Source organism: Prevotella sp. LCP21S3_D2 (assembly GCF_052118345.1).
In the GTDB taxonomy this organism is placed as follows: Bacteria; Bacteroidota; Bacteroidia; order Bacteroidales; family Bacteroidaceae; genus Prevotella.
In genome coordinates, this window is record NZ_JBQKHJ010000018.1 from 24,983 (window position 1) to 48,779 (window position 23,797).

At 45.7% G+C, this 23,797-nt stretch carries 12 protein-coding genes; 2 read left to right on the top strand and 10 right to left on the bottom strand.

Annotated elements, in window-relative coordinates; all coding sequences use genetic code 11:
* Nucleotides 1–643 precede the first annotated feature (643 nt).
* Both ACTQ16_RS11460 and ACTQ16_RS11465 read left to right on the top strand, forming a co-directional pair.
* The gene (locus ACTQ16_RS11460; RefSeq protein WP_441937490.1) at nucleotides 644–1,075 is read left to right on the top strand and encodes a hypothetical protein; all 432 of its coding nucleotides are present in this window, start codon (nucleotides 644–646) and stop codon (nucleotides 1,073–1,075) included.
* Between the two features lie 700 nt (nucleotides 1,076–1,775).
* The gene (locus tag ACTQ16_RS11465; protein ID WP_153124402.1) at nucleotides 1,776–2,198 is read left to right on the top strand and encodes a hypothetical protein; all 423 of its coding nucleotides are present in this window, start codon (nucleotides 1,776–1,778) and stop codon (nucleotides 2,196–2,198) included.
* Between the two features lie 20 nt (nucleotides 2,199–2,218).
* On the opposite strand, the gene ACTQ16_RS11470 is transcribed toward ACTQ16_RS11465, so the two are convergent.
* The 10 genes from ACTQ16_RS11470 to ACTQ16_RS11515 form a co-directional block, all read right to left on the bottom strand.
* Complete coding sequence (locus ACTQ16_RS11470) at nucleotides 2,219–4,627, bottom strand: glycosyl hydrolase 115 family protein (protein WP_441937492.1); 2,409 nt, start codon at nucleotides 4,625–4,627, stop codon at nucleotides 2,219–2,221.
* A 385-nt stretch (nucleotides 4,628–5,012) separates the two neighbouring features.
* Nucleotides 5,013–6,284: a mannonate dehydratase gene (gene uxuA, locus ACTQ16_RS11475; protein ID WP_006847799.1), complete on the bottom strand. Its 1,272-nt coding sequence runs from the start codon at nucleotides 6,282–6,284 to the stop codon at nucleotides 5,013–5,015.
* A 42-nt stretch (nucleotides 6,285–6,326) separates the two neighbouring features.
* Nucleotides 6,327–7,916, bottom strand: coding sequence for a mannitol dehydrogenase family protein (locus ACTQ16_RS11480; protein ID WP_295347140.1), 1,590 nt, complete (start codon nucleotides 7,914–7,916; stop codon nucleotides 6,327–6,329).
* Nucleotides 7,917–8,161: 245 nt separating this feature from the next.
* Nucleotides 8,162–9,544: a DNA recombination protein RmuC gene (rmuC, locus tag ACTQ16_RS11485; RefSeq protein ID WP_294970529.1), complete on the bottom strand. Its 1,383-nt coding sequence runs from the start codon at nucleotides 9,542–9,544 to the stop codon at nucleotides 8,162–8,164.
* A 191-nt stretch (nucleotides 9,545–9,735) separates the two neighbouring features.
* Nucleotides 9,736–12,054: a glycoside hydrolase family 3 N-terminal domain-containing protein gene (locus tag ACTQ16_RS11490; protein WP_294970531.1), complete on the bottom strand. Its 2,319-nt coding sequence runs from the start codon at nucleotides 12,052–12,054 to the stop codon at nucleotides 9,736–9,738.
* 52 nt (nucleotides 12,055–12,106) lie between these two features.
* Nucleotides 12,107–13,093, bottom strand: coding sequence for a hypothetical protein (locus ACTQ16_RS11495; protein WP_441937493.1), 987 nt, complete (start codon nucleotides 13,091–13,093; stop codon nucleotides 12,107–12,109).
* 72 nt (nucleotides 13,094–13,165) lie between these two features.
* The gene (locus ACTQ16_RS11500) at nucleotides 13,166–14,941 is read right to left on the bottom strand and encodes a SusD/RagB family nutrient-binding outer membrane lipoprotein (RefSeq protein ID WP_441937495.1); all 1,776 of its coding nucleotides are present in this window, start codon (nucleotides 14,939–14,941) and stop codon (nucleotides 13,166–13,168) included.
* A 59-nt stretch (nucleotides 14,942–15,000) separates the two neighbouring features.
* The gene (locus ACTQ16_RS11505; RefSeq protein WP_441937496.1) at nucleotides 15,001–18,177 is read right to left on the bottom strand and encodes a SusC/RagA family TonB-linked outer membrane protein; all 3,177 of its coding nucleotides are present in this window, start codon (nucleotides 18,175–18,177) and stop codon (nucleotides 15,001–15,003) included.
* A gap of 27 nt (nucleotides 18,178–18,204) precedes the next feature.
* Nucleotides 18,205–19,428, bottom strand: a complete 1,224-nt coding sequence (locus tag ACTQ16_RS11510) for a glycoside hydrolase family 5 protein (RefSeq protein WP_294970538.1) — start codon at nucleotides 19,426–19,428, stop codon at nucleotides 18,205–18,207.
* A 179-nt stretch (nucleotides 19,429–19,607) separates the two neighbouring features.
* The gene (locus ACTQ16_RS11515; protein ID WP_441937497.1) at nucleotides 19,608–23,741 is read right to left on the bottom strand and encodes an ATP-binding protein; all 4,134 of its coding nucleotides are present in this window, start codon (nucleotides 23,739–23,741) and stop codon (nucleotides 19,608–19,610) included.
* Nucleotides 23,742–23,797 lie beyond the last annotated feature (56 nt).

The window sequence follows — 23,797 nt, forward strand, 5'->3', positions numbered from 1 at the left end:
ATGCGTCATGAGTCCATGGCGCATTCTCTTTTTTATTTCTTTAATCGTCCCACAGATTTCACAGATAACGCAGATTTAGGATTTTAGAATTTGTAAAGAATTACAAGTAAAGGAACCCCTCTGAAAAACTGAAGGTTGTGAAGGAAGGGTCACAAAAAAACTGAAATCTGAAATTAAAAACTCATTTTTATATGCAGCGCAGAGTAAAAAGATGTAATTATATGATTATTAGGTAATTGCAACATATTTATACCAAGTGTTAAAATGCAGTTTTTGACATGAAATTATTATTTTGAAAAAGTGCCTTCAGTCCTTCAGCCAACATTTTTGTCCATTCTCCTTACTTTTTAACCCTATTTTAACACTCCCAAAAACTTTGCCTTCAGTTCCTTCAGTTTTCGTGTCTTATTTTTTATTTTCCCTCTTTTTCCAAAGAATCAAGATTTTTCAACACGCTATAATTTTATCTCTCAGAGATATAGTTTTATCTCACAGAGATATTTTATTATTTCTCAGAGATATTTTCCCTATCTAATAGCTTCTTTAGAACACCCCCAAGGAAAAACAAAGAAATTCCAGAAAAAGCTTGCGGATTTGAAAATAAAGTCGTAACTTTGCGCTGTAGATTTTAAAACTGATGGTTATGAAGTACTTAGATCCTAAGGCAGACCTCACGTTCAAGAAGATATTCGGCAATCATCCTAATCGATTGAGAAACCTCCTGAATGCCCTTCAGTCACTCAACGAAGATGAACTGATACAACAGGAACAGTATCTGCCGACAACAGAGGAACTGGAGATTTCCGGTTTCACTGATGCCGAGCTCTGGGCCTACGACAAATTCTGGGATTCCGTAAGCGTTGAAAGAACCCTCATTGATGACAGCTACCAGAAAGGCATGGAAAAAGGCATGGAAAAAGGCATGGAAAAAGGCAGAGCTGAAGGTAAAGAAGAAGGCATGAACCAGCGAAGCCTTGAGATTGCCAGAAAGATGCTGGCACAGGGTATGGATGAAGCTATGGTCATGGATATGACGGGGCTGACGGCAGAGGAAATCAAGCAGATGAAACTCTAGTCATGCAGCGCTCCATCAGACCGCATGGCGTCATCCTTCGGCATCCCTGATACTACTAAAAGGGTCTATACGCCACCCGATTATCGTGGCATATAGACCTTTTTTTTCTATTGTATCTGTGAAAATCTGTGGACTCTGTGGGACAAGAAATAACTCCCGCAGCTTTAGCTTTCCCTTCTGCCACCGATTTTCAATTCGCAAATATCACAGATTTTTACCAAGCAAAAACTAGGAATCCAAAAACAATCTCATATTTTTTTTTGTATTTTGGGGATAAAAAAAATCCACAGCGAGCTTCAACAGCGGGCCGTGGACTTCTAGAATACAATTCTATAAACCTAAAAAACTAAACCTATAAACCTAAAAACCTAACTAACCTAAACTTAAAAACTTTTACCTTAAACTTAACCTAAAACAACTAAACCTAAACTTATAATCGTAAACCATATCATCCCGAAACGAATCGATTCACCGTAAGTAAACCAAACCTTTCTGAATTCTGGTGCAAAGATAAGGTTTTTCTGTATATAATAGGTGAAAAAATCGTTCAAAAAACAGCAATTTTTGGCATTTTTACGCATCAAGAACGATTTATTGTATCAAATGAACGATAATTATTCGCTCAAAAGACGATCAGACGAAAAAGAAATTGGTTTTTCAGAGGATTTTTTGTAATTTTGCAGGCAAAAAACAGATAATCATGAAGAAGATTTTATACTTCGTGGCTGCCATTGCCGCCACAACCCTTATTACGACAACCGGTACCAGCTGCAAGTTCGCACCCGAACAGCAGGATGGTGACACCGTGGCTGCCAGCGAGTTCTATCCGGAAGACACATCGTCTGCCCACGCCAAAAAGATGGCGAAAAAGACAGCTGAGCAGGCTGCCATCGTGGACAGTACCGACATATTTTATATAGGCAGCGGTTCTACCAAGGATATCATCCAGCTGGTATCCTACCCTTCACGCCGCGACACCTTTATATATAGCAAGACCCTACATATCAAGGTGAAGGGTAATGCCGACATCAACCACGTGGTAAGAGTAGACTACTATCTGCTGAACGGCAAGGATTCGCTGGTGAAATATGTAGAGGAGGTGAAACTCGATGCGAAGAAATAATTCCCGTAAAACACGCCCTCTCAATACACACAAACCTGGTCAAGGACCAAGCCTTCGTCCAATGCCTTGATGAGAATGCGATGCTTCTTCATTCGGGCTACTGGCAATGTAAAGGATACGCGAGCCTGACATTGCAGGGTGTTCACCTTCCACTGCTCACTTCTGCCTCTGGTCTGAACCTCCCCTTCAACCGGTTTTCCACCGTCCAGCGACAGAGAGAAACGAAGTTTGTCATCCATAGGATGAGTCGGAACCCAACGAACCTGGATGGTAATCGAATCACCCTTCACCTTCTTACCGTCGAAAACAAAACCTATCTCTTGATTTCGGACTATACTAATCGCCTTACCTTCATAACCCAATCCCTTCCACAAGGAAAGAGGACTGGCTGAAATGCAATCGTTGGCGCTCAAACATGCTATATATTCAGGATCTTTTGCCAAAGGCTGGGTAGCCACGGTATGAGGCACACGGTTGAATACCGGCAGCCTGCGTGGCTGGAAATCCATCATGCGGTTCCACTTGCCCTGATTGTAATAACCCTCGTTGTATACCTTGGTGAGACTGATGATGCTGTCGTAAGCCGCCTCGCTCTTCTTCCAATACTCGGCAGAAACATCACGGGAAGAACCAGAAATTTCCTTTCCGTGGCGAGCCAGCTGCCCATAAAGGTGTTTATTGTTCATCTGGGCAGCAGCCTGCACGGGATATTTGAATAGCTGATAGAACTCATCCTTGCGTTCCTTAGGTAATTCGCCCTTGGCTATCGCCTTATCGAGCATTCCCCCTATCTTCTCTGCCTTGTCAGAAATCGACTTGTAATCAGCCAATCTTGCCCGGATATAGGCTTCGCTCCATGGCAGGTCGGTGATTACCTTATATTTCGGATTTCTTTCCTCGCATCGCGTATTCGCCATGAACTCCGGCTTGCGGATATACGCCAGCCGATAGCTCTCCTGCATCACCGGCAGCATCTCTGCAGCCAGCTTCTTGCCGAATTCGCGGGTCCAGAAGTTCTTCTCATGCTCTGCCAGCCATTCATTGTTAGGTTGCAGCTCCTTCTCTGGGGTATCGCCCGAATAGGTGCGGTTCATATTCCACGCCATATCCAGGAAGAGCTCTATCTGATACTCAGCAGGCTTGATATCGCCCACATTGAGAATCCAGAACTTCTGAATGCCTTTGTGCCAGGCTTCAGACATCTGCTGGTAGAGTAAAGCTGGCGAGAAGGTGCCGAGCCAGAGATAATCATGAGGACGGCCCCAATAACTCACGTGATAGTAGATGCCGTTACCACCCTTGCGGGCACGCTCTTCGGCTGTAGGAAAGTGGCGTACCATACCATAATTGTCATCGCACCATACGAGGCATACATCCTCAGGCACCTGCAGGCCTGCATGATACACATCGAGCACCTCCTTGTAAGGCACGAACAGCTGAGGTACCTGCGCCACATCCTTATTCACATATTTTCCCAATAACTCTCTCTGCGCCTTCAAGACGCTATCTAATACTGTTTTCTGTTCCTCAGTTGTCTTGGCTCCCTGCATGGCTCCATCATGAACGCCACGCATTCCGATGGTATAGAGGATAGGCTGACCAGCCACCTCCTTCACACGGTCTTCCCAGAACTGGAGCACATTCTCCCTGTTGTTCAGAAAATCATATTCTCCTACTCCTCTCATCTTCCATTCGCCAGCCGTACTCGAAGCCATCGGCTCACAATGGGAACCTCCGATGTAGATGCCATACTGCAGGGCCACCTCTCTGTTGCCTTCTGTCAGGAAGAAAGGACGGGTGCATTCGTGCATCGCCGGCCAGTAGGTATTGGCACGAAGGCGGAGCAGGAGTTCGAAGATGCGGGCATTGGTCTTAGGACCTATATGACCTGGAATATCCGATGGTTCATAGGTCTTTCCCGACCATGGCATCAGTCCCCAATCCTCATCATTGATGAAGATGCCTCTATACTCCACCGATGGTGACTGCTCATTGTGATATCCTTCCTTCAGGGAGAATGCCTTGAGCTGCTTAGGCTCGGCATCTGCCCACCATTTCCACGGTGAAACGCCCAAGAGGCGAGACACCTCGAGGATGCCGTAAGCCAATCCATGATCATCGCTACCTTTTATATATAGGCAGCCATTGGCTGACTTTAGCAGGAAAGCTTCCTTCTTGTAGGCGAAGGCAGCGGCATCCCTCTGCAGGATGATGGAACTATTAACAGAAGTATTAACAAGTTTCATTTCCGAGCCCAGCACTTTTCGGATATCGCCCTTCAACATCTTCAAAGCTGTCTTAGCCACGGGTTCCATCCGGGCAGTATCAGCAGAAACCACCACCATCTGCCCGCTCTTCACTTCGAAAGCATTCGAAGCAAGACTCATCAGCATCGCCAAACTCTGAGTTATAATATACTTATATGTCATATATGATATTCTTAATAATTAATAATTTATATTTTCTGTTACTATAACCGACTATATCTTTTGTTTTCTGCTGCAAAATTAATACGAATAATTGGAAGAGAACACCTAAAATTCGTATAAAAAACAGCAAAATTCGTCAATCCTGCTACATTTGAATGATTTGTATCATTGGGCGAACAAAAAACCTACATTCCTATTTAAAATAAGATCATTCCGGCTGCTTATACTCGATGCCGAGTTCATCATCAACTGTGGCGATGACACCCAGAAATTGCCCCATGGCCACATGCGGTCCAAGAGGGTGTAAAAACAAAAAGGCTAGCGTGCGCTTGTGCATGCTAGCCCTTTTTATATTTCATCAGAATTAATCACTAATAACTAATCACTAATCATAGAATCCCGGCTGCTTATACTCAATGCCCAGTTCATCATCTACTGTTGCGATGACACCCTGAATCTGACCCATGGCAAACATACGGCCGAGGAGAGTGTAACCGGCATTGTGACCATGATTGCTCTCATCGAATACGCCACCTGGCTCATCAGTGAAGGTCATACCGTGGTCTACTCGCATTGGCAATCGACGACCGGAATTGCACTTGCCTTCCTGCTCAGCCTTCTCGAAGATGCGGCAAAGTTCAATGAGATGGCCGCGACCACCCAAGTGAGAAGCCTCTGTAAAGTTCCCGTTAGGGAAGATGTAGCAAGAGCGCAGATGAACAAAATGAGTGCGGTCAGCAAACTGCTTAGCCATTGCCACACAGTCGTTGTGCTCGCCGGCAGAGAATGAACCTGCACAGAAAGTCAGACCATTGTGCTTGTTTGGCACAGCATCGAGCATCCACTGGATATCCTCGGCACGACCGATGATTCTTGGCAAGCCGAATACAGGATAAGGAGGATCGTCTGGGTGAACACACATGTTGATATCGTATTCATCGCAAATAGGCATGATAGCCTCCAGCCAGTACTTCATGTTCTCCTGCAACTTCTTCTTGTCGATGCCATCGTAAAGCTTCAACAGGTCGCGGAACTTCTGGACAGGAGCAGAATCGCCCTCACTGAAGTTACCCGATACGAAACCCTGGGTCTTGATGATGATATTCTCTACCAGGGCATGATCCTGCTCTGGTGTAGAAGTCTTCTTGATTTCATCAGCCTCAGCCACGAGGTCTCTGCCCCACTTGTGCTCCTTAGAGAACTCAGCCCAATCCTCACGGGCGCCTTCACGCTGGAGGATATAGATATCGAAGTAGGCAAACTCGCCCCAGTTCATATAGAGGTTGTTGGCTCCGTTAGGATTGTCGTGAGACAAATCGGTACGTGCCCAGTCCAAAACCGGCATGAAGTTGTAGCAGATGCACTTGATGCCTTCCTCACCCAGGTTGCGGAGACTTTCCTTGTAAACCTCAATCTGATGGTCGCGGTCAGGACCGCCATATTTCAGGGTTTCAACCACAGGTAAAGACTCAACCACGCTCCATTTCATGCCATAAGACTCGATGTACTCCTTGAGTTCATGAATCTTCTCGCGTGTCCAAACTTCACCCAGAGGCACATCGTGCAATGCAGTCACGATACCCTCCACACCTATCTGTTTCAGCTGGGCAAGCGTAATCTTATCCTTCTTGCCAAACCAGCGCCATGTTCTTTCCATATATCTTTATATATAATGTATTGGTTAAATCAAAAAAATGAATTATCTTGCAGCAACGTACTTGTGCAATGTCTGTCTTACGGCACCCTTGCCGGCGAAGAGTTCCTTCACCATGCCTTCTATCTGCTCGCCGAAGCCAGCCTCGTAGAGATCGAGTCCGAATACATCCTTGCGAGAATAGAGGTTCTTGAGGCAAGAGTAGTCCTGATCAGCCTTGCCTACCTCCAGAGGAGCCACGATGGCCTGCAGTTCTGCCAACAATGGGTCGGAAGATGGCTCGAATGGCTTCAGATTATCATCCAATGCCTTGAGATAACGGGCATAACCTGCCAATACCAGAGGAATCAACACAAGGTTGCTCTTGTCGAGACCACGGTCGATATACTTCTTGATAGTCTCACCGAAACGGATAGAGAGTTTCTGGCTGGTATCGGTAGCGATACGCTGAGGAGCATCTGGCATGAATGGGTTAGGCAGACGCTTGTTGATAACGGTGCCGATAAACTCGTATGGATTCAACACACCTGGATCTGTTACTACTGGCATTGCCTCGATATAACCTATCTTCTGGATGAAGGCACGAAGATCATCATCAGCCATCTCTGCAGAAATCAAGGTATAGTCGAGCATGCATCCATAGATAGACATCGCTGTATGCAGAGGGTTCAGACAGGTGGTTACCTTCATGGTCTCAACCTCATCCACAGTCTTGCGGGATGTATAGAGCGCACCGCCCAACTCCAATGGCGGACGACCGTTGGTATAAGTATCCTCGCAAACAAGATACTGCACTTCCTCGGCATTTACGAAAGGAGCGGTGAAAGTATGCTTCTCGGTGATAATCGTATTGTTATCCTCGAAACCATCCTCAGCGAGCATCGCCTGTACCTTCTCGTGTGGACGAGGAGTAATCTTATCAATCATAGACCAAGGATAGGTAATCTTGCTGCTGTCATTGATATAATCTACGAAACCAGCCTCTACGACACCATCCTGTGCCCAACGCTCAGCATAAGCCTTTACGCCAGCCTTAACATGGTCGCCGTTGTGAGAACAGTTGTCGGTAGACTGAAGAGTAAGTGGCAACTTGCCTGCCTTATAACGCTCATAGAGAAGAGCGGTAAGCTTACCCATAGCAAATACTGCATCAAGACCACGTGCCAAATCTGCATCATTATAAGAATATCCCTTCTCGGTGATGGTAAAAGTAACCATCTGCAAAGATGGAGCCTGGAAAATCTGAACCAAACGCGCCCAGTCGTCAGCAAACTGCTTGTCAGCCTTGATACTTTCGGTAATAGATGCGATAACCTTCTTTTCGATAGTACCATTAGACTGGAGGCCTACGAGAAGAGAGAGATTATTGTAAGGACGATAAGCCTTATCGATAATTTCGTAGTCGAAGCTTTCAGCAACAATAACACCACGATCGTACTTGCCGGTGTTAAGTGCATCGTTAAGAATAGCAGCAGGGAACGCACGGAAGATGTTACCAGCACCAAAGTGAACCCAAGTAGGTTCATCATGCGTCTTCTTAGCTACAGCAGCAATATCATACTTAGGGAGCTCATAACCTTTGGCTTCCCATTCTGTAGTTTGAAAGTTGTTAGAAAGAATGTCATTCAGTTTCATAATTAATAATTATTGATGTTGTTTTATGTAAATTTTTGCCTTTTTATAAGCAATACAATGATTCCTCTTCTGTTGAGTCAGAGCAAAATTACGAATTTAATCTGAAATACCGCTCCTTTTTAGAGATTATTTCAAAATATTGAACAATTAGAAACTTAAATTGAACAATTAGAAATGTTTCGGTAACAAAAACTGCTTTTCGCCCGGTTTCCCTTTTAACCAACAGCAGACTATTTGTATACACTTTACAGATTATCCAGTTCCTTGATCTGCTTTTTCGGTGTCACTCCAAGTCCCTTCAGGCTCTCTACCCTTCTCATCACATTGCCGGTGCCGTCATAGAGTTGCTTCTTAGCCTTATCAAAAGTACCCGAAAGGCGGGTTATCAGATCCCCCACACTCATAAAGGTATCTTCGAAGCCAGCCACCTTATCATACAGGTCAGCTGCCGTCTTCACGATTTTCTCCACATTCTTGTTCTGCCGGTCATACTGCCAGAGATTATAGGCAAGCTGGAGTGCCATGAGCAGATTGCTTGGTGAGATGATGATAATCTTCTTCTGATAAGCATAACGGCTGAGATCCGGCTGCTGCTTCATCGCTGCGATATAGCTGGTCTCGTTAGGAATGAACATCAGTACGAAGCCAATGGCATCATCCACCAGTTTAGAATAGTCTTTGGCTGCCAGTTCATCGATGTGCTTTCGTACGCTCAGCGCATGTGCCTTCATCAGGCGTTCCTGTTCAGCCTCATCTTCAGCTGCCAGAGCATCGGAATAGGCGGTAAGCGAAACCTTGGAATCGATGACCACACTTCTGCCTTCCGGGAATCTGACGATGACATCCGGACGATAGTTCTTTCCCTCTTCATCTTTCGTATTCTCCTGAATGAAGAATTCCTCATCTTTACGAAGGCCGCTGTTCTCCAAGATGGTTTCCAGCACCATCTCGCCCCAGTCGCCCTGCATCTTGCTGTCGCCCTTCAATGCCTTGGTCAGGTTGGCAGCATCGGAGCCAATCTTCTCGGTCTGCTCCTTCAGGTTCAGTACAGCCTGCTGCTGTTCCTGCTGGAAGAGTTTCATCGTGGCTTCGAAGGTGTTCTGCAGTTCCTTCTTGTTCACCTCGTTCTGGGTTTTGCTCTCCTCTACCGATTTCTTGAAATCAGCAAACTGTTCCTTGATAGGTTTCAGGAGTTCATCCATCTGCAGACGGTTGTTTTCCTGCAGAGCCGACTGCTTGGCAGCCAACTGCTCAGCCGCCACCTTCTGCTGTTCTATCGTCATTCGCTGCATTTCCTGCTTCAGGCTCTCGAGTTTCTGTGCCCACTGCTGGTCGCTTTCCGCCCTGAGTCTGGCGGCATACTGTCGTTCGTTCTCCATCTGAACTTTTAAGGATTGAACTTCAGAAGCATGAGAATCCTTCAGGCCTTGAACTTCTACAGCATGAGATTGCTTCAAGGATTGAACCTCAGAAGCATGATGCAGATTGCTCTGTTCAATGTTAGCCTGCAGCACCTGCGCCTTCGCAACAAGCTGCGTTTTCTCCTCTCCCGCACTTTTTGCTTCCATCAGTTTTCCCACGAAGAATCCGATGGCAAGCCCTATGATGATTCCAATTACTATTTCCATTTATCCTTGTTTTGAATGATTCTGTAAATCTGCAAAAATTATGATTTGCAAAAGTAATCATTTCAAGACATAACACCAAACATCATGGGGGATTCTTGTAGATATTTAACTCTTCGCATTTTACTATGCAAACAAAAAGAGCGCACCGCTATTGGCACGCTCTTTTCTTTAACTCATCTTTTAAATATACTTTATCGGTTGGCTGATTTCCATAGATAAGTATCAGTACAATGGATATCAGCACTCTGGTCAGCAATCATCAACTTGAAGTCACCTTCCTCCAATCTCCATTTGCCATCCCAACCAACGAAGGCCAAATCGTCTGCCTTTAATTCAAAGGTCACGGTCTTGGTCTCACCAGGCTGAAGCTCTATCTTGTTGAAGGCACGGAGGCGACGACCATCAGGAACCATACTGGCGATGAGATCGCTGCTGAACAAGAGGACACTCTCCTTGCCTGCCACCTTTCCCGTATTCTTCACATCCACGCTCACCTTGATGATGTCGCCGTGGCGGAAATCAGACTGAGAAACCTTCAGGTTGCTATATTTGTAAGAGGTATAACTCAAACCATATCCGAAGCCCCACTGCTGGGTAATCTTCGCATTGTAGTCGTAAGCACCTTCCATCGTACCCACCTCCTCACTCTTCTTGAAGTCATAGTTGGCGAGCGAATTGATTTCCTTAGGATAGGTGTAAGGCATCTTGCCACTGAAGTTTGACTTGCCCGATACCAAGTTTACCAAGGCATCGCCGCCCATGTTGCCAGGGATAAGGATGTCGATGATGCCCTGTGCCAATGGTTCGATGTCAGCAATGAGACGAGGACGACCTTCATTCAATACCAGAACGACAGGCTTACCGGTCTTGGCGAGTTCCTTCACGAGATTGCGCTGGTTCTCTGAGAGCCAAAGGTCGGTCAGATTGCCCGGAGTCTCTGTGTAAGAGTTCTCACCGATGCAGGCAACGATGACATCAACATTCTTTGCAGCATCAACTGCGCCCTGAATCTGAGGTTCGTTCTCCTCCCAGTATTTTCCCTTCTCATTATAGGTAACACCCTGGTTCAAGATAACATTCTCCTTGCCATACTCATTACAGAATGCCTCATAGATGGTATTGTACTTGCCGGCAAACTCATCAGCACGATGCCCCTGCCAGGTATAGCTCCATCCACCGTCCAGGCAGCGCATCTGATTGGCATTAGGACCCGTAAGTAGAATCTTCTTGCCATGCTGCAAAGGAAGGATATTACCCTCGTTCTTCAGGAGCACCATACTCTCGGTAGCTCCCTCCAAGGCGAGCTTGGCAAACTCCTCGCCACCAAACTTAGGATAATTCTTCAGTTTCTGGGTTGGTTTTTTGAAGAGGTCGAGACGGTACTTCATGCGAAGCACACGGCGACAGGCATCGTCGATGCGACTCATCGGAATCTTACCTTCCTTCACCAGTTCTACAAGGTAGCCACAAGCATCGCAAGAATAAGGTTCCATAATCATATCGATACCAGCATTGATGGCAATGCGGAGCGCATCCTTCTTGTCCTTTGCCACCATCTCACGAGTATAGAGATTGTTGATGTCTGCCCAGTCGGTGATGAGCACACCATCCCATCCAGTCTCTTCCTTCAGCCATCCTGTCAGGATGTCCTTGTTGGCGTGCATCGGCATACCATTGACGGAAGCGGAATTCACCATCACGGTCAAGGCTCCAGCCTGCAGACCCGCCAGGAAAGGAGCGAAGTGCTTCTCTCGCAAGTCGGCAGGAGAGATATAGGCTGGCGTACGGTCTTTACCGGTCCAAGGCACACCATAGCCCATGAAGTGCTTCATTGAAGTGGCAATGTGATACTGGTCGATGTTGTTTGGGTCCTCGCCCTGGAAACCATAGACCATCGCCTTGCCCATCTCTGAACTGAGGTAGCAATCCTCGCCAAAGTTCTCCCAGATGCGAGGCCAACGGGCATCACGACCGAGATCAACGGTAGGACTGTAAGTCCAAGGCACGCTCACTGCACGAGTCTCATAAGCGGTAGCCTCAGCCGAACGGCGAGCTATCTCACGATTGAAGGTGGCAGCCACATTGATGTTCTGCGGGAAGAGGGTTCCGCCCTGTGTATAAGTAGAACCATGGTTCTGGTCGAGACCGAAGACACAAGGGATGCCGATGCGCTTCATCGAGATCTTCTGGATTTGCGCGATGTACTTCTCCCACTGCTTGGCGGTTGGTGCGCAGGTATTTGGAGCGTTGAGGATAGAGCCAATCTTATAGCGGGAAAGGATAGAATCGGTCTTGTGCTCGTCGATATAGAACACACCGTTCTTGTCGTTGGCACCAAAGAGGTCGGTCACCAATTCCATCATCTGACCTATCTTTTCCTCCAAGGTGAGTTTCTTCAGGGTTTGTTCTACCTGAGCCTCAATCTTAGGGTCGCTCTTGATAACTGGAACATTGGCACTGGCTGTATAAGCCAATGCCAACATTGAAATAGAAAATAATATTTTCTTCATAAGTCGTAAAGGTTTGACGTTTTATGATAAAAACGGAAATCTTTCCAATATATTATTCAATAGTTACTTTTTTTACGGTGTAACCGTCACCCACGAGGAGGAGACCATTCTGCTCTGTCAAGAGTTGGATAGAGAGGTCGGTCAGTTCAAACTCCCATTTAGCAGGTCCATTCACCATAATGTCGCCACGCTCTGGGTCGCCCTTACCAGTAAGGATGTTGTTCCACCAAGCTGTGGCAGCGGTACCCTGACCGTTTCCATCCACATAAACACGGAGGATGGTGCCAGCCTTCACCTTTGAGAGGAAGGTATCCTTCAAGGCATCGAATGGTGTACCCCATGTCACGGCAAACTCACCTTCCCAGAGGGTATTCTCCATAGATGGGCGAGCCTCGGTGGTTACCTTGATGGTACCGCCAGGGAACTGGTTGCCCTCACCATCTACCAAAGTGATATCATAGTCACCATTCTCCAAACCTGTAGGAGCTGTGAGCTTCAAGGCTGTGCCCTCTTCGAGAACCTCGAAGGCTACTTCCTTGCCACCTACCATTACTTTAGTAACTGTACCGAGATTCTTGCACTTATGGATAGTGGTCTCAGCACCTGGAGCTACCCAAAGCTCGATGGCATTGGTACCCAGGGCTGGGTCATCGGCAGCAGGAGTCACGGTAACGTTCAAGGTGCGGGATGTGCTCTTGCCCTTGGTGGTGGTTGCCACAATCTTCAGTTCATGATTACCTACAGGCAAAGTCTGGTCGATAGTGGTACCTTCATAAATCTGAGTGCCATCGAGCAACCATGTCACAGTGGTGTAGTGAACAGGAGTCACCTTGATTTCCAACTTATAATTAGTCTTGCGGTCTATCTTGGAATCAGCCAAGTCGGTGTTCAAGATACGTGGATCGTCATCTTCGCTGACAGTGAAGTATGGTTCATCGTCAGAAGAGCAAGAAGACAAGGTAGATGTACCAGCCAGTGCGAAACCCACGGCTAAGAGTATCATCATAGCCTTCAAAACTTTTCCCTTATATTGTTTCATTGTCTTATTCATAATTAATTATTCTATTCTATTGTCCTATAAGACTTAACATTTAACACTTAACATTAAACACTACTTGCTATATCCCTTTCCGAATGGAGGATTGAAGTCTGGCTGAAGGTTTACATCAGCCTTGTCCCACCAGAGGTGCTTGTGCCAATCGTCTGTACCACCCATGCGGTCGATGGCAGCCTTGTAGTTGGCATTGTTGTACTGAGCTTCCAACTCAGGATACTGCAAGCGGACAGGCATTGACCAATCGGAATCCGTATAAGTGAAACCATTCTTGGTCAAGAGATCACGATTCAAGATGGCAGGATAGTCAGAGCGGCGCATGTTAGCCCAACCCTCAGAAGGGTTCATCATGTGGAGAATCCAAGCCTGGGTGTTGATGGTCTCCTTAGGATTGTCACCCAACGGATTGTTAGCAATGAACGCATCTATCTCTTCCTTGGAAATCTTGTTGGATGTAAGATAGTAGTTGTTGAGCAACTCCATGCTGGCACGAACACCAGCCTCGTAGTGACTCTCTGCATAACCACCACCTACATTCCAACCCTTGGTTGCAGCCTCAGCCTTGAGGAACTCTACCTCTGCATAGCTCATCAAGTCGCCAGGACAAGAAGGCATCTCGAAGTCGATGTTCAGGCAAGGACGACTAGCTCGGGCTATATAATCAGAGTTGGCATAAGTGTTCTCGTCTATCTCTGCATACTTCTTCAAAGTAGGAAGGTCATCCAACGTTGCTGGATTCATCCAGTCAGTGTACCAGGCTGCACCAGGGTTGCAAGGCTCCTCACCGAGACCCTTGTTCTGGAAGTAAGCCAGGAAATCATCGGTCAAGTCGATATTCTGTTCCTTATCTGGCTTCACCTGACTACGCTTGATATTGTAGTAGTGACGGCAGATGCGATAGAGACGAGGGTCATTGGTATTCTGCAACTGATAGAACAAGGTAGAGCATACCATGGTAGGCGATGTGGCATCCTGACCATAGAGAGTCTCGCTCAATGCATTGGCACGGAAATCGTAGTCGTTGGCTCCATCATAATAGGTAAATGGAGCATCAGCATACTTGATATAAGCATCATCGGCTGCACTGGCGATGGCACCGGCAGCTACAGCCTTCTCAAACTCCTCCTTTGCCTTCTGTGGATTAACATCGGAAATGCGCATAGCATAGCGCATACGGAGTGCATTGGCATACTTCTTCCACTGAACTACATCACCACCCATGCTGGTAACATCACCAGAAATGTGGTCGGTACCTGTGCCAAGCTGCTTCTCGCAAGCGTCAAGTTCCTCGAAGAACCAGCTGTAGAGTTCCTCTACGGTATCATACTTAGGGGTGGAGATACCTGAGATATAACCCAGACCTGCCTCCGAACAAGGCACGTCACCGTAGGTATCTGCCAAAACTGCCGTGAGATAGACACGATGGATACGAAGTGCCGCATTCAAGTTTGCCTTGTCAGCAGAATTGTGGATGGCATCCACAAGGTTCTTGATACTGATTTCATAATAGCGGTCCCAGACACGACGGGTCATATCATCTTCTCTGAAATTAGAACCAGCGTAATTGGTTACATTCCAACCACCAGCGAAATACTGTGGAAAACCAGTTATATAGTTACGGTAGGTATCCATCAGACTGAAGTCACCGTAAGTCTGCAACAAAGCTGTTGTCAACTGTGCGTTAGGGTCGAGCTCGTTCACTTTGGTCTTGTCGGTATTGATGTTGCTCAAGGTATCATCTGAGCAAGAAGTCATCGCAGTGCCGGTTGCCATCAGGGCGAAAGCCATCATCAGGCTGCTCTTACCTATATATTTCTTGATTATATTGTTCATTTTCTTACCTTATTATATATTAGAACTCTTCTAAAGAAATTGATTCTATTTTTTCGAGATTAGAACTTCACGTTCACGTTCAAACCATAACTCTTGCGAGATGGCAGGGAACCATATTCCAGACCGAGACCTGAAGTATTGTAGCTGGAGTCTGGGTCGATGTTAGGAATGTTCTTCCAAACAATGAATGGGTTACGAGCCACGAAGGATACGGTCAAGCCCTTGACATACTTGCCCAGGATGCTCTCTGGGAAGGTATAGCCGAAAGTAATCTCACGACACTTCACGTAAGAGTTGTCGTAAACGAAGGCACTCTGCACGCCATTTGCCACATGCTTCCAGTAATCTTCAGGGTTCACGGCGATGTCGTTCTTGCGATAAGTACCATCACCATTGTCGATAACACCATCCACTACGAGTCCCTTGCAGTTGCCAGACTCACGCCATGCGGCAAGGTCCATACCCGAAGCCTTGCGAGCCTCCTCAGAAGTGTACCACTCCTCACGACCTGCCAATGTTCCCTTTGCCTTACCAGTCTGGTATGCAGAACGCATAGACATAGAGTAGATGTCGGCACCTACCTTCACATCGAATGCAGCAGAGAGGCGGAAGTTCTTGTAGCTGAAGGTTGAGTAGAAACCACCTGTCCAGTCCCAAGTAGAATTGCCGATGGTCTTGATTTTCTGGTCAACCTTTGGAAGACCAGTAGCTGCATCGACAACCACCTGACCCTTGTCGTTGTAGAGGAAGTCGTGTCCACGGATAGCTCCATAGTTCTCACCTACCTTGGCACCTACAGAAACACCGCACCAGTATGCCTTCGCCAACTCGAAGTAGTCCATGCCATCGGTGAGCGACTTCACCTTGTTGGTATTCTTCGAGAAGTTGACACCCAAGTCCCAAGCGAAGTCCTTGATCTGCAAGGCACGGGCATTGAGGGCAATCTCGATACCCTGGTTCTGAATCTCACCGGCATTGATGAGGCGGTAAGCATAGCCAGAGGTGGTGGTTGAAGCCAAACTCAAAATCTGGTCCTTGGAGTTCTGGTTGTAATAGGTGGCATCCAAGCCCAAGCGTCCGTTAAGGAACTTCATCTCCAAACCTACCTCGTAAGAACCTGTCATAGTAGGCTTCAAATCCTTGTTTGGCTGTGTTGAGTTGGCTATCATACCGATGGTATAACCCGAGTAGCTGTACTTGCCCGTGGTATAGTTGAGTGCCAACAGGTATGGATCGGTATCGCTACCTACCTTTGCCCAAGATGCGCGAATCTTACCGTAATTGATGAACTTCTTGTTCTTGATAAACTCAGAGAATACCAAGCTACCAGATACAGAAGGATATATATATGTATTATTGCCCGAAGGGAGCGTAGAAGACTTATCTCCACGGAGAGTTCCCTCCAGATAGTAAGTATGCTTGTAGCCGAGGCTCGCGCTGGCATAGAGAGAGCTGATCTGCTTCTTATACATGCTCTCGCGAGTATTCTGCTCCTGATAGTTCATGATGTTCTTGATGCCATTCATCTGCTGGTTGAGACCGACGTTGGTAATGGTCTTGTTGTTCACCTTGAAGATGTTACCACCAGCGGTAGCGTTGACATCGAAGTCGCCCCATGAGTTGTTGTAGAGGGCGAGTATCTCGGCGTTGAATGTGCAGTTGTTGAAGATTTGGTCGGTAAGCTTTCCGGCAGGAGTTCCTGGAGTTGTCTTAGCGATGAAGTCCTCGAAGTTCATGCTGTTGATATCGGTACCGATGGTACCCTGCAACTTGAGGTGCTTGTCGATGTTCCAGATGGCCTTACCCGTAAAACGGAACACGTCCTTGTCGGATGTATTGCTGTTCTTATAGAGATCCCAGTATGGGTTCTTGTTATACTGGTCGTTACCATTCCAGTTGGAGTAGTTGCCGTCGGCATCCTCATAGTGCTTCAACCAAGCCTGGTCGTAGGTACCCGCCAGGGTCATGAGGTTCTTACCCACGTTGCTCTGAGAGTCACCAAGGGCAGGACGGTTCTTCACCTTCTCACGAGTATAGTTGGCGGTGAAGTCGAAGTCAATAGGACCTGCTGAGGTATTCACACGGAGGTTGAAGTTGTCACGACTCATATTAGTATTTGGCAAGATATCCTTGTTGCGCATATCGGTAACAGAGAAACGCATACCCGTCTTACCGGAATTAACTGAGAGGATGGCAGAGTTCTGGGCGGTGAAACCTGTGCGGAAGAAATCGGAGGCATTGTTAGGGTGCATCAGGAAAGGACGCTCCTCGCCATCGAAATACTTGAACATGAAGTCATCGGCCTTAGGTCCCCAACTTGAGTTCGTACCAGAAGTGCTCGAATTAGGAAGCTCGCCATTGTAGCCAGCGCCATATATCTCCTGGATGTCGTCCCATTTAGCCAACTGGGTATCGATAGTATAAGAACCATTGTACTCCACGGAAATCTTATCCTTCTCCGCCTTCTTGGTTGTAATCAAGATAACACCGTGGGAAGCACGGCTACCATAGAGGGCAGAGGCAGCAGGACCTTTCAATACGGTCATCGTCTCGATGTCGTCAGGGTTGATGGCAGAGATACCATCACCGAGGTCATAACCACCAGCTTCACCAGCACTGCCAAAGTTGGTATTATCCAAAGGCACACCATCCACCACATAGAGAGGCTGGTTATTGCCTGCCATTTCTGTATTACCACGAAGGAGCACGCGGGTAGAACCAGAAGCACCGCCAGCGGTGTTCTGCACAACAAGACCAGCCACCTTACCTGAAAGAGAGTTGATGACGTTGGTTTCCTTCGCCTTGGTGAGTTCCTCACCCTTCACTTCCTCCAAGCCATAGCCGAGGGCCTTGCGGTCTCGTTTGATACCGAGGGCGGTGACAACTACCTCATTCAAGGCTTTACCATCCTCTTGCATCGTGATTTTCATGCCATTAGCAGCTTTCACGGTCATCGTCTTGTAACCGATGTAGCTCACTTCGAGCGTTACTCCAGGCTTGCAGTTCAACGTAAAGTTACCATCTATATCGGTAACGGCACCGTTGGTTGTACCAGCCACCTTCACGCTAGCGCCAATCAAGGTTTCGCCAGTGGCATCCACCACTGTACCCTTGATGCCCTGGTTCTGCTGCACGCTCATCGCAGCATTGTTCATCTGGGCAGCGAGAATGGCAGAAGCAGGCATCCACATCAAACCTGCACCGAGCAGGCCGAGAAACATAGTTTTCTTTCTCATAATTGATATTTTGTTTTTAGTTTAACATTATTCTTTCCCAAAGATTCCTTCGAGAATCCAAGGAGCATTCACCTTCATACTCTTGAAACGGTCGAAGATGCCATACTTCTCAGAGCCGTTGCCGAAGTGGTTGTTGTCCCAAACGAAAGTAGAGAAGCCTCGTTTGCGAGCCTCCGTAGTCAAGAACTTACAGTAGTAGGTCATGTTTTCATGCACTTTCTCTGAGTTTGACTTATAATGATCGGTTACTCCCCACTCTCCTATTACGATACCCAGTCCTTTGTTGCTCCAGGTATTCACCGCCTTGTCGAAGAAATCCGTCATCGTCTTCTCGTTTTCAGCAGGTATCTTGCCAGCATCCTTGTAAGCATCACCCCAGTAATCGTAGGTGCAATCGCCGGCGTAGCTCCATGGCTGATAGTAGTGGAATTCCACACTCATATAGTTGTTGCCATTGCCTTCGGCATCCTTTGGAATGATGAAATCTCCATTCTCGATGCCAAACCAAGGGTTGCAAACGTAAGTCTGTAAGATGAGGTGGCGCTTGGCATTGTTGCCGCCTGTGGCACGAACCATATCCACGAATATCTGATTGTAAGCATTCTGCACTTCGAGGTTTTCGGCAGTAGGCTTGCCCCAGTTGTCCCTGATGTGAACCTCATTGGTACCGGCAAAAGCCAAGCGACTGTCATAATTGGCAAACTCAGAGGCGATATTCATCCAGAGGAGCGCAAGCTTCTGGCAGTTTTCTTCCTTATATTGATAGGTAGGACGACCTTCGAGCCATTTTTCATGATGCACATTGATGATAACCTTCAAACCGTTGTCAAGGCACCAGCCCACCACCTCCTTGATGCGAGCAATCCAAGCCTTGTCGATGCTCATCGCCTGAGCGTTGGTAATGTGGCACTGCCAACGGATTGGAATACGGATGGCATTAAAACCTGCCTTCTTCACGGCTTGTATCATCTTCTTGGTAACAACGGGATTGCCCCAGGCTGTCTCTGCATGGATAGAACCATCAGGGTTGCCAATCTGCATCGACTCACCATCCTGTCCAGGAGCTGAGCACTCGAATTCGTTGCCAAGATTCCACCCCACAACGTCTTTATTCCATTGCTGGGCAGTAGGTATGGATTCGCCTACGCCATCAGAACTGCTGGATGATGAGTGCAACGTACTTGCTTCGCATGAGAGACATGTGAAGATGCCTATTAAAAAGAGGCTAAATTTCAAAAAGTTCCTTTTCATTTTTATGTTTATATTGTTATTGTTTCGTTTTTTTAATAACTGTTTGACTTACGTAACAGAATTTGGCTGCAAAGATAAAGAAAAGGAACTTTCAGAGGGTTAGATAACAAACATAAAAAGGTTTCAATTCAGACATATCGTCTAAACAGAAACCTTTTCTTTGAATTTAAAACTCTAATTTACAGATACTTACTTGGTGAAACTCCAAAGTGCTTTTTAAATACAGTACTAAAGTACTTCACATTTACAAAACCGGCTTTCACTGAGACCTCCAGCACACTATCCCCCTGTTTCAGGAAGATTGCAGCCTGCTCCAGACGTATCAAACGCATAAAATCCTGCGGACTTTGACCCGTGAGAGTCTTCAGCCTACCATAGAAAAGCGTTCTGCTCATCGCCATCTCTCTACAGAGTCGGTCGATATTAAAGTTTGTATCGCTCAGATGAGCCAACACCAAACGGGTAGCTTTGTCTACAAAAGCCTGGTCTTGTGGATTCAGAACAGCTTCTGCCACATTATCGAATGTCTGGCCTTGCTTATTCAAGACAGTATCATCTTTTTTCTTTTCAGAAGCTCCAGTAGGTTCCAAGAGTTCATAGGAAGAATCAGAACCCACAATCTGCTCGGAAGAAGCAGACTCAGAAGCAACCTCTCCTCTAACAAGAGCAAGGCTTCTGTCCATATAATACTGACTCAACCGGCGACGATTCTTCAAAATACTAGCAACCTTACTCGCAAGAATAGCAGTATCGAATGGCTTGGCTATATAGTCATCAGCACCAAGTCCGAGTCCCTCTATCATAAAGTCACGACCAGCCTTAGCAGTCAGCAGGATAACAGGCAGCCATGATGTTTCCTTATTTTCCTTGATGCTGCGACAGAACTCATCTCCGTGCATTCCCGGCATCATGACATCAGAAACAACGATATCACATACCCCGCCCTCTTTCAAATATTTCAAGGCAGCCTCTGCACTCTCCACATCAACTACTTGATAAGAATCACCAAAAGTCATTCTGATATATTTGCGAAGATCTTCATTGTCATCGACAAAAAGAAGTGTATCCGTTGAAACATCAGCATCCTGCAGAACCGCAGAAGAAACAGTCTGGCAAGTTTCATCATGCTTATCTTCAGCTAAAGAAGATTCAGTTGCAACATTTTTCTTTTCTCCTACAAGCCGAACAGAAGAATCTGTTACATTACCTAATGGCATCTTCACACAGAAAGTAGTACCCTTTCCTTCCTCACTTACGAAACTAAGCTTTCCTCCTAATTTCTCTACAAGCTTTCGTGTAAGCATCAGTCCTAATCCACTTCCCATTTCCTGAGAATTTATCGCATTAGAAGCCCTGAAGAAGGTCTTGAAGATACTCTTAATTTCGGCCTTTGGGATACCTATACCTGTATCACATACATGAATCATAGCCATCTTACCTTCAATAGAAGCCGACAACGTAACCTTTCCACCTTGAGGTGTATATTTGATAGCATTCGAGAGAAGATTTTCCAATATCAAATCCATCATTTTGACATCAGAATGAATCTGTTGCTGCGGACACGTTTCAATACACAGTTGAATATGCTTCTCCTGAGCTGCCAATACAAACTTTTCCAACTGCACACGTAAAAGCATCGGCAATTCTATATCTTGCAGGCGAACCTGTTCGGCAGACTGCTCTGCCTTTTGGAAGTCAAGCAATTCTGTAACCATCTTCAATAGTTTGTTGCCGTTGCGATGCGCCATATCCAAGAATCCACGACTTTTCTCACTCAAGTTGGAATCATTAGCCAGATTATCAAGAGGAGCCAACACGAGACTCAAAGGAGTACGTATGTTATGGGCAGTATTAACGAAGAAATTGATTTTTTCATCATAATACTTTCGCTGTAAGCGCTCTTTGTAATACTGCCAGACAAAATATAAGATGGCAGCAAAAATACAGAGATAGATAATCCATGCCCACCAGGTATTCCACCAAGGTTGGGCTATATGAATTTCCAAGGTTGTTTCTCCCAATTCTCTACCATTACTTCTGCAGATAGCCTTTACATGAAGCACATAGCTGCCCGAAGGCAAATTTACAAATCGTGCCAACTGATTAGAAGATGATTTACTCCAATTACGGTCGTATCCTTCCAAATAATATTGATATTGAATATCATACTGGTATTGATAATTGATACTCTCGAAAGAAACAACCAGCGTATTCTCGTTATGGCTAAGTTTCAATTTGCCTTCCTTCAACATTTCAAAGAGACATTCATTCCAGTGATCGGAACGTTCGACACCTTCAACCTCAACACTATGAATACGAAGTGGAGCGGCATAATTCAAACCTTTGGCAAACATAGGAGCCAAAGTGACAACTCCATCGTTGCTGCCAAAAAGCACCCTGCCATCTGAAGTACACGCAACAGACATTCGGTTATACTCACGTTCCATTCCCTTAAAGATGTTGAGGTTTACTATCTTCCCCTGTTTCATGAACGCCAATCCTTTATCCGTACTTATCCACAAATTGCCATTAATACCTTTTATAAGTCCATAAACAGTATTAGAAGGCAAAGCGTCCTGATTAGTATAACGCTTAAACGTCTTTGTCAGGAAATCATAATCATAGAGTCCTCCTCCATCCGTTCCAATCCAGATATGACGGGAATCCTGAAAAGCCATACTGTTGACAAACAAATTAATGTCTTTATCGGGATACTGTTCAGGATAAAAGAAACGACGAGGATGCAAAGGTTCGCGCTTATCAATCAAATAGCCTCCATGCGAAGTTCCTACAGCAATAAAACGCTTATCCAATGATTCCGTGATGCATTGCACTTCGTTGACAGGCAGATAGAATACCGACTTTCCCGTTCCATTCAAATTATATTTATCTGAAGGGAAACAAGCCATATCGCCATCCAAACATCCCACCCAAATATTACCATCGCTATCAGTTAAAAGACTGAATACGTAATCACTCTTCAACATTCCTGTATCCACAGAATAAGCAGGCATACTAGTGCCATCAGCATTAACCTGATATACGCCATTACCATAGGTACCAACCAGAATTCTGCCGTCTACAGTCTGACAAATCGTAAGCGCCACTTTATTATATAATCCATGATGCCAAAGATGAGTCTGCGCATCATAAACACTTACTCCTTTATCTGTGGCATACCATATTTTCCCATCACGGCTTTGGAAAACATCGTTCACACAATTATCTATCAGTGATTGATTGTTGAGATATTCATGTGTGATATATTCCAAAGTATGTTTCATCGGTATTGCCAAATCTACTCCTCCCGAGTAAGAGCCAGTCCATAAATCGCCAAAACGATCGCAGCACAAGGTGTATAATCCATTACCATTCAACACGTTACCAGGACGTCCATCTGTATCAAGCAAGAGTTTGGTTTGTTTATTCGAACTGTCATAAGCATATATTCCAGCTCCATCTACAGCCATCAGAAGAGTCTGCTTATCATATAAAATGATTGAACGTACGGGAATTTTAGGAATGTTTTGCAAAGATTGGAAATCAGCAGATTTTATCTGCTTCCAAGTACTATCAGCCATCACTTTAACTCCTTCGTGAAAAGTACCCAGCCAGATACGATGTCCCACAATATCATGATAAGAGGATACTACAGAACTGCCACTAATCTTCTTTTCTAACTTCCGGGCAGGCATCGAATAGCAATAAACATCTTTAAAAGTTCCTATCAAGAGTTTCTCACCTATAAATTGGATATGATTAATATAGGTATTTTTCAATACAAACCTACCCTTAGCTGTCTCCCGAACTATCTCCTTTCCATCAGTAGCTGCTGATAAGCAATAAATGCCTCTATCCATAGCTAACCAGAAATTGCCCTTTTCGTCTACCAACAGTTCGTTCAACACGATACTTCCACCTAAAATATTCTGAAGATTACATTTCAAAACAAATGCATCTTTCCTCTTATCATATATATACACCTTTCCCTTGTTGTCGTAGGCGTAAATCAGATGTTGCGCATCCTTAGTCAGTTTAATACTTCTACCACTAGCATCACTATACGGCATCTCTGTGTATAAAGTATAATTGGTTACTTGTTGCCCATTATATCGGTCAACTCCACGCTTAGTACTTATCCACATGGCACCATCCTCTGCCTCGACAATAGAATAAACACGAGGGCTGGAAAGACCATTGTCTGCATTGAGATTGGAAAGCATGAACATATTTCTGGAAATATGCGCATATACCTGAAGAGCCGATGCCAACAGCAGCAATATAATTAGAGTACAGGATTTATGTCGTTTCATAATTCTTTCATTGATATTATTTGGGGACAAAGATAATACAAAAAAATGAAAAACAA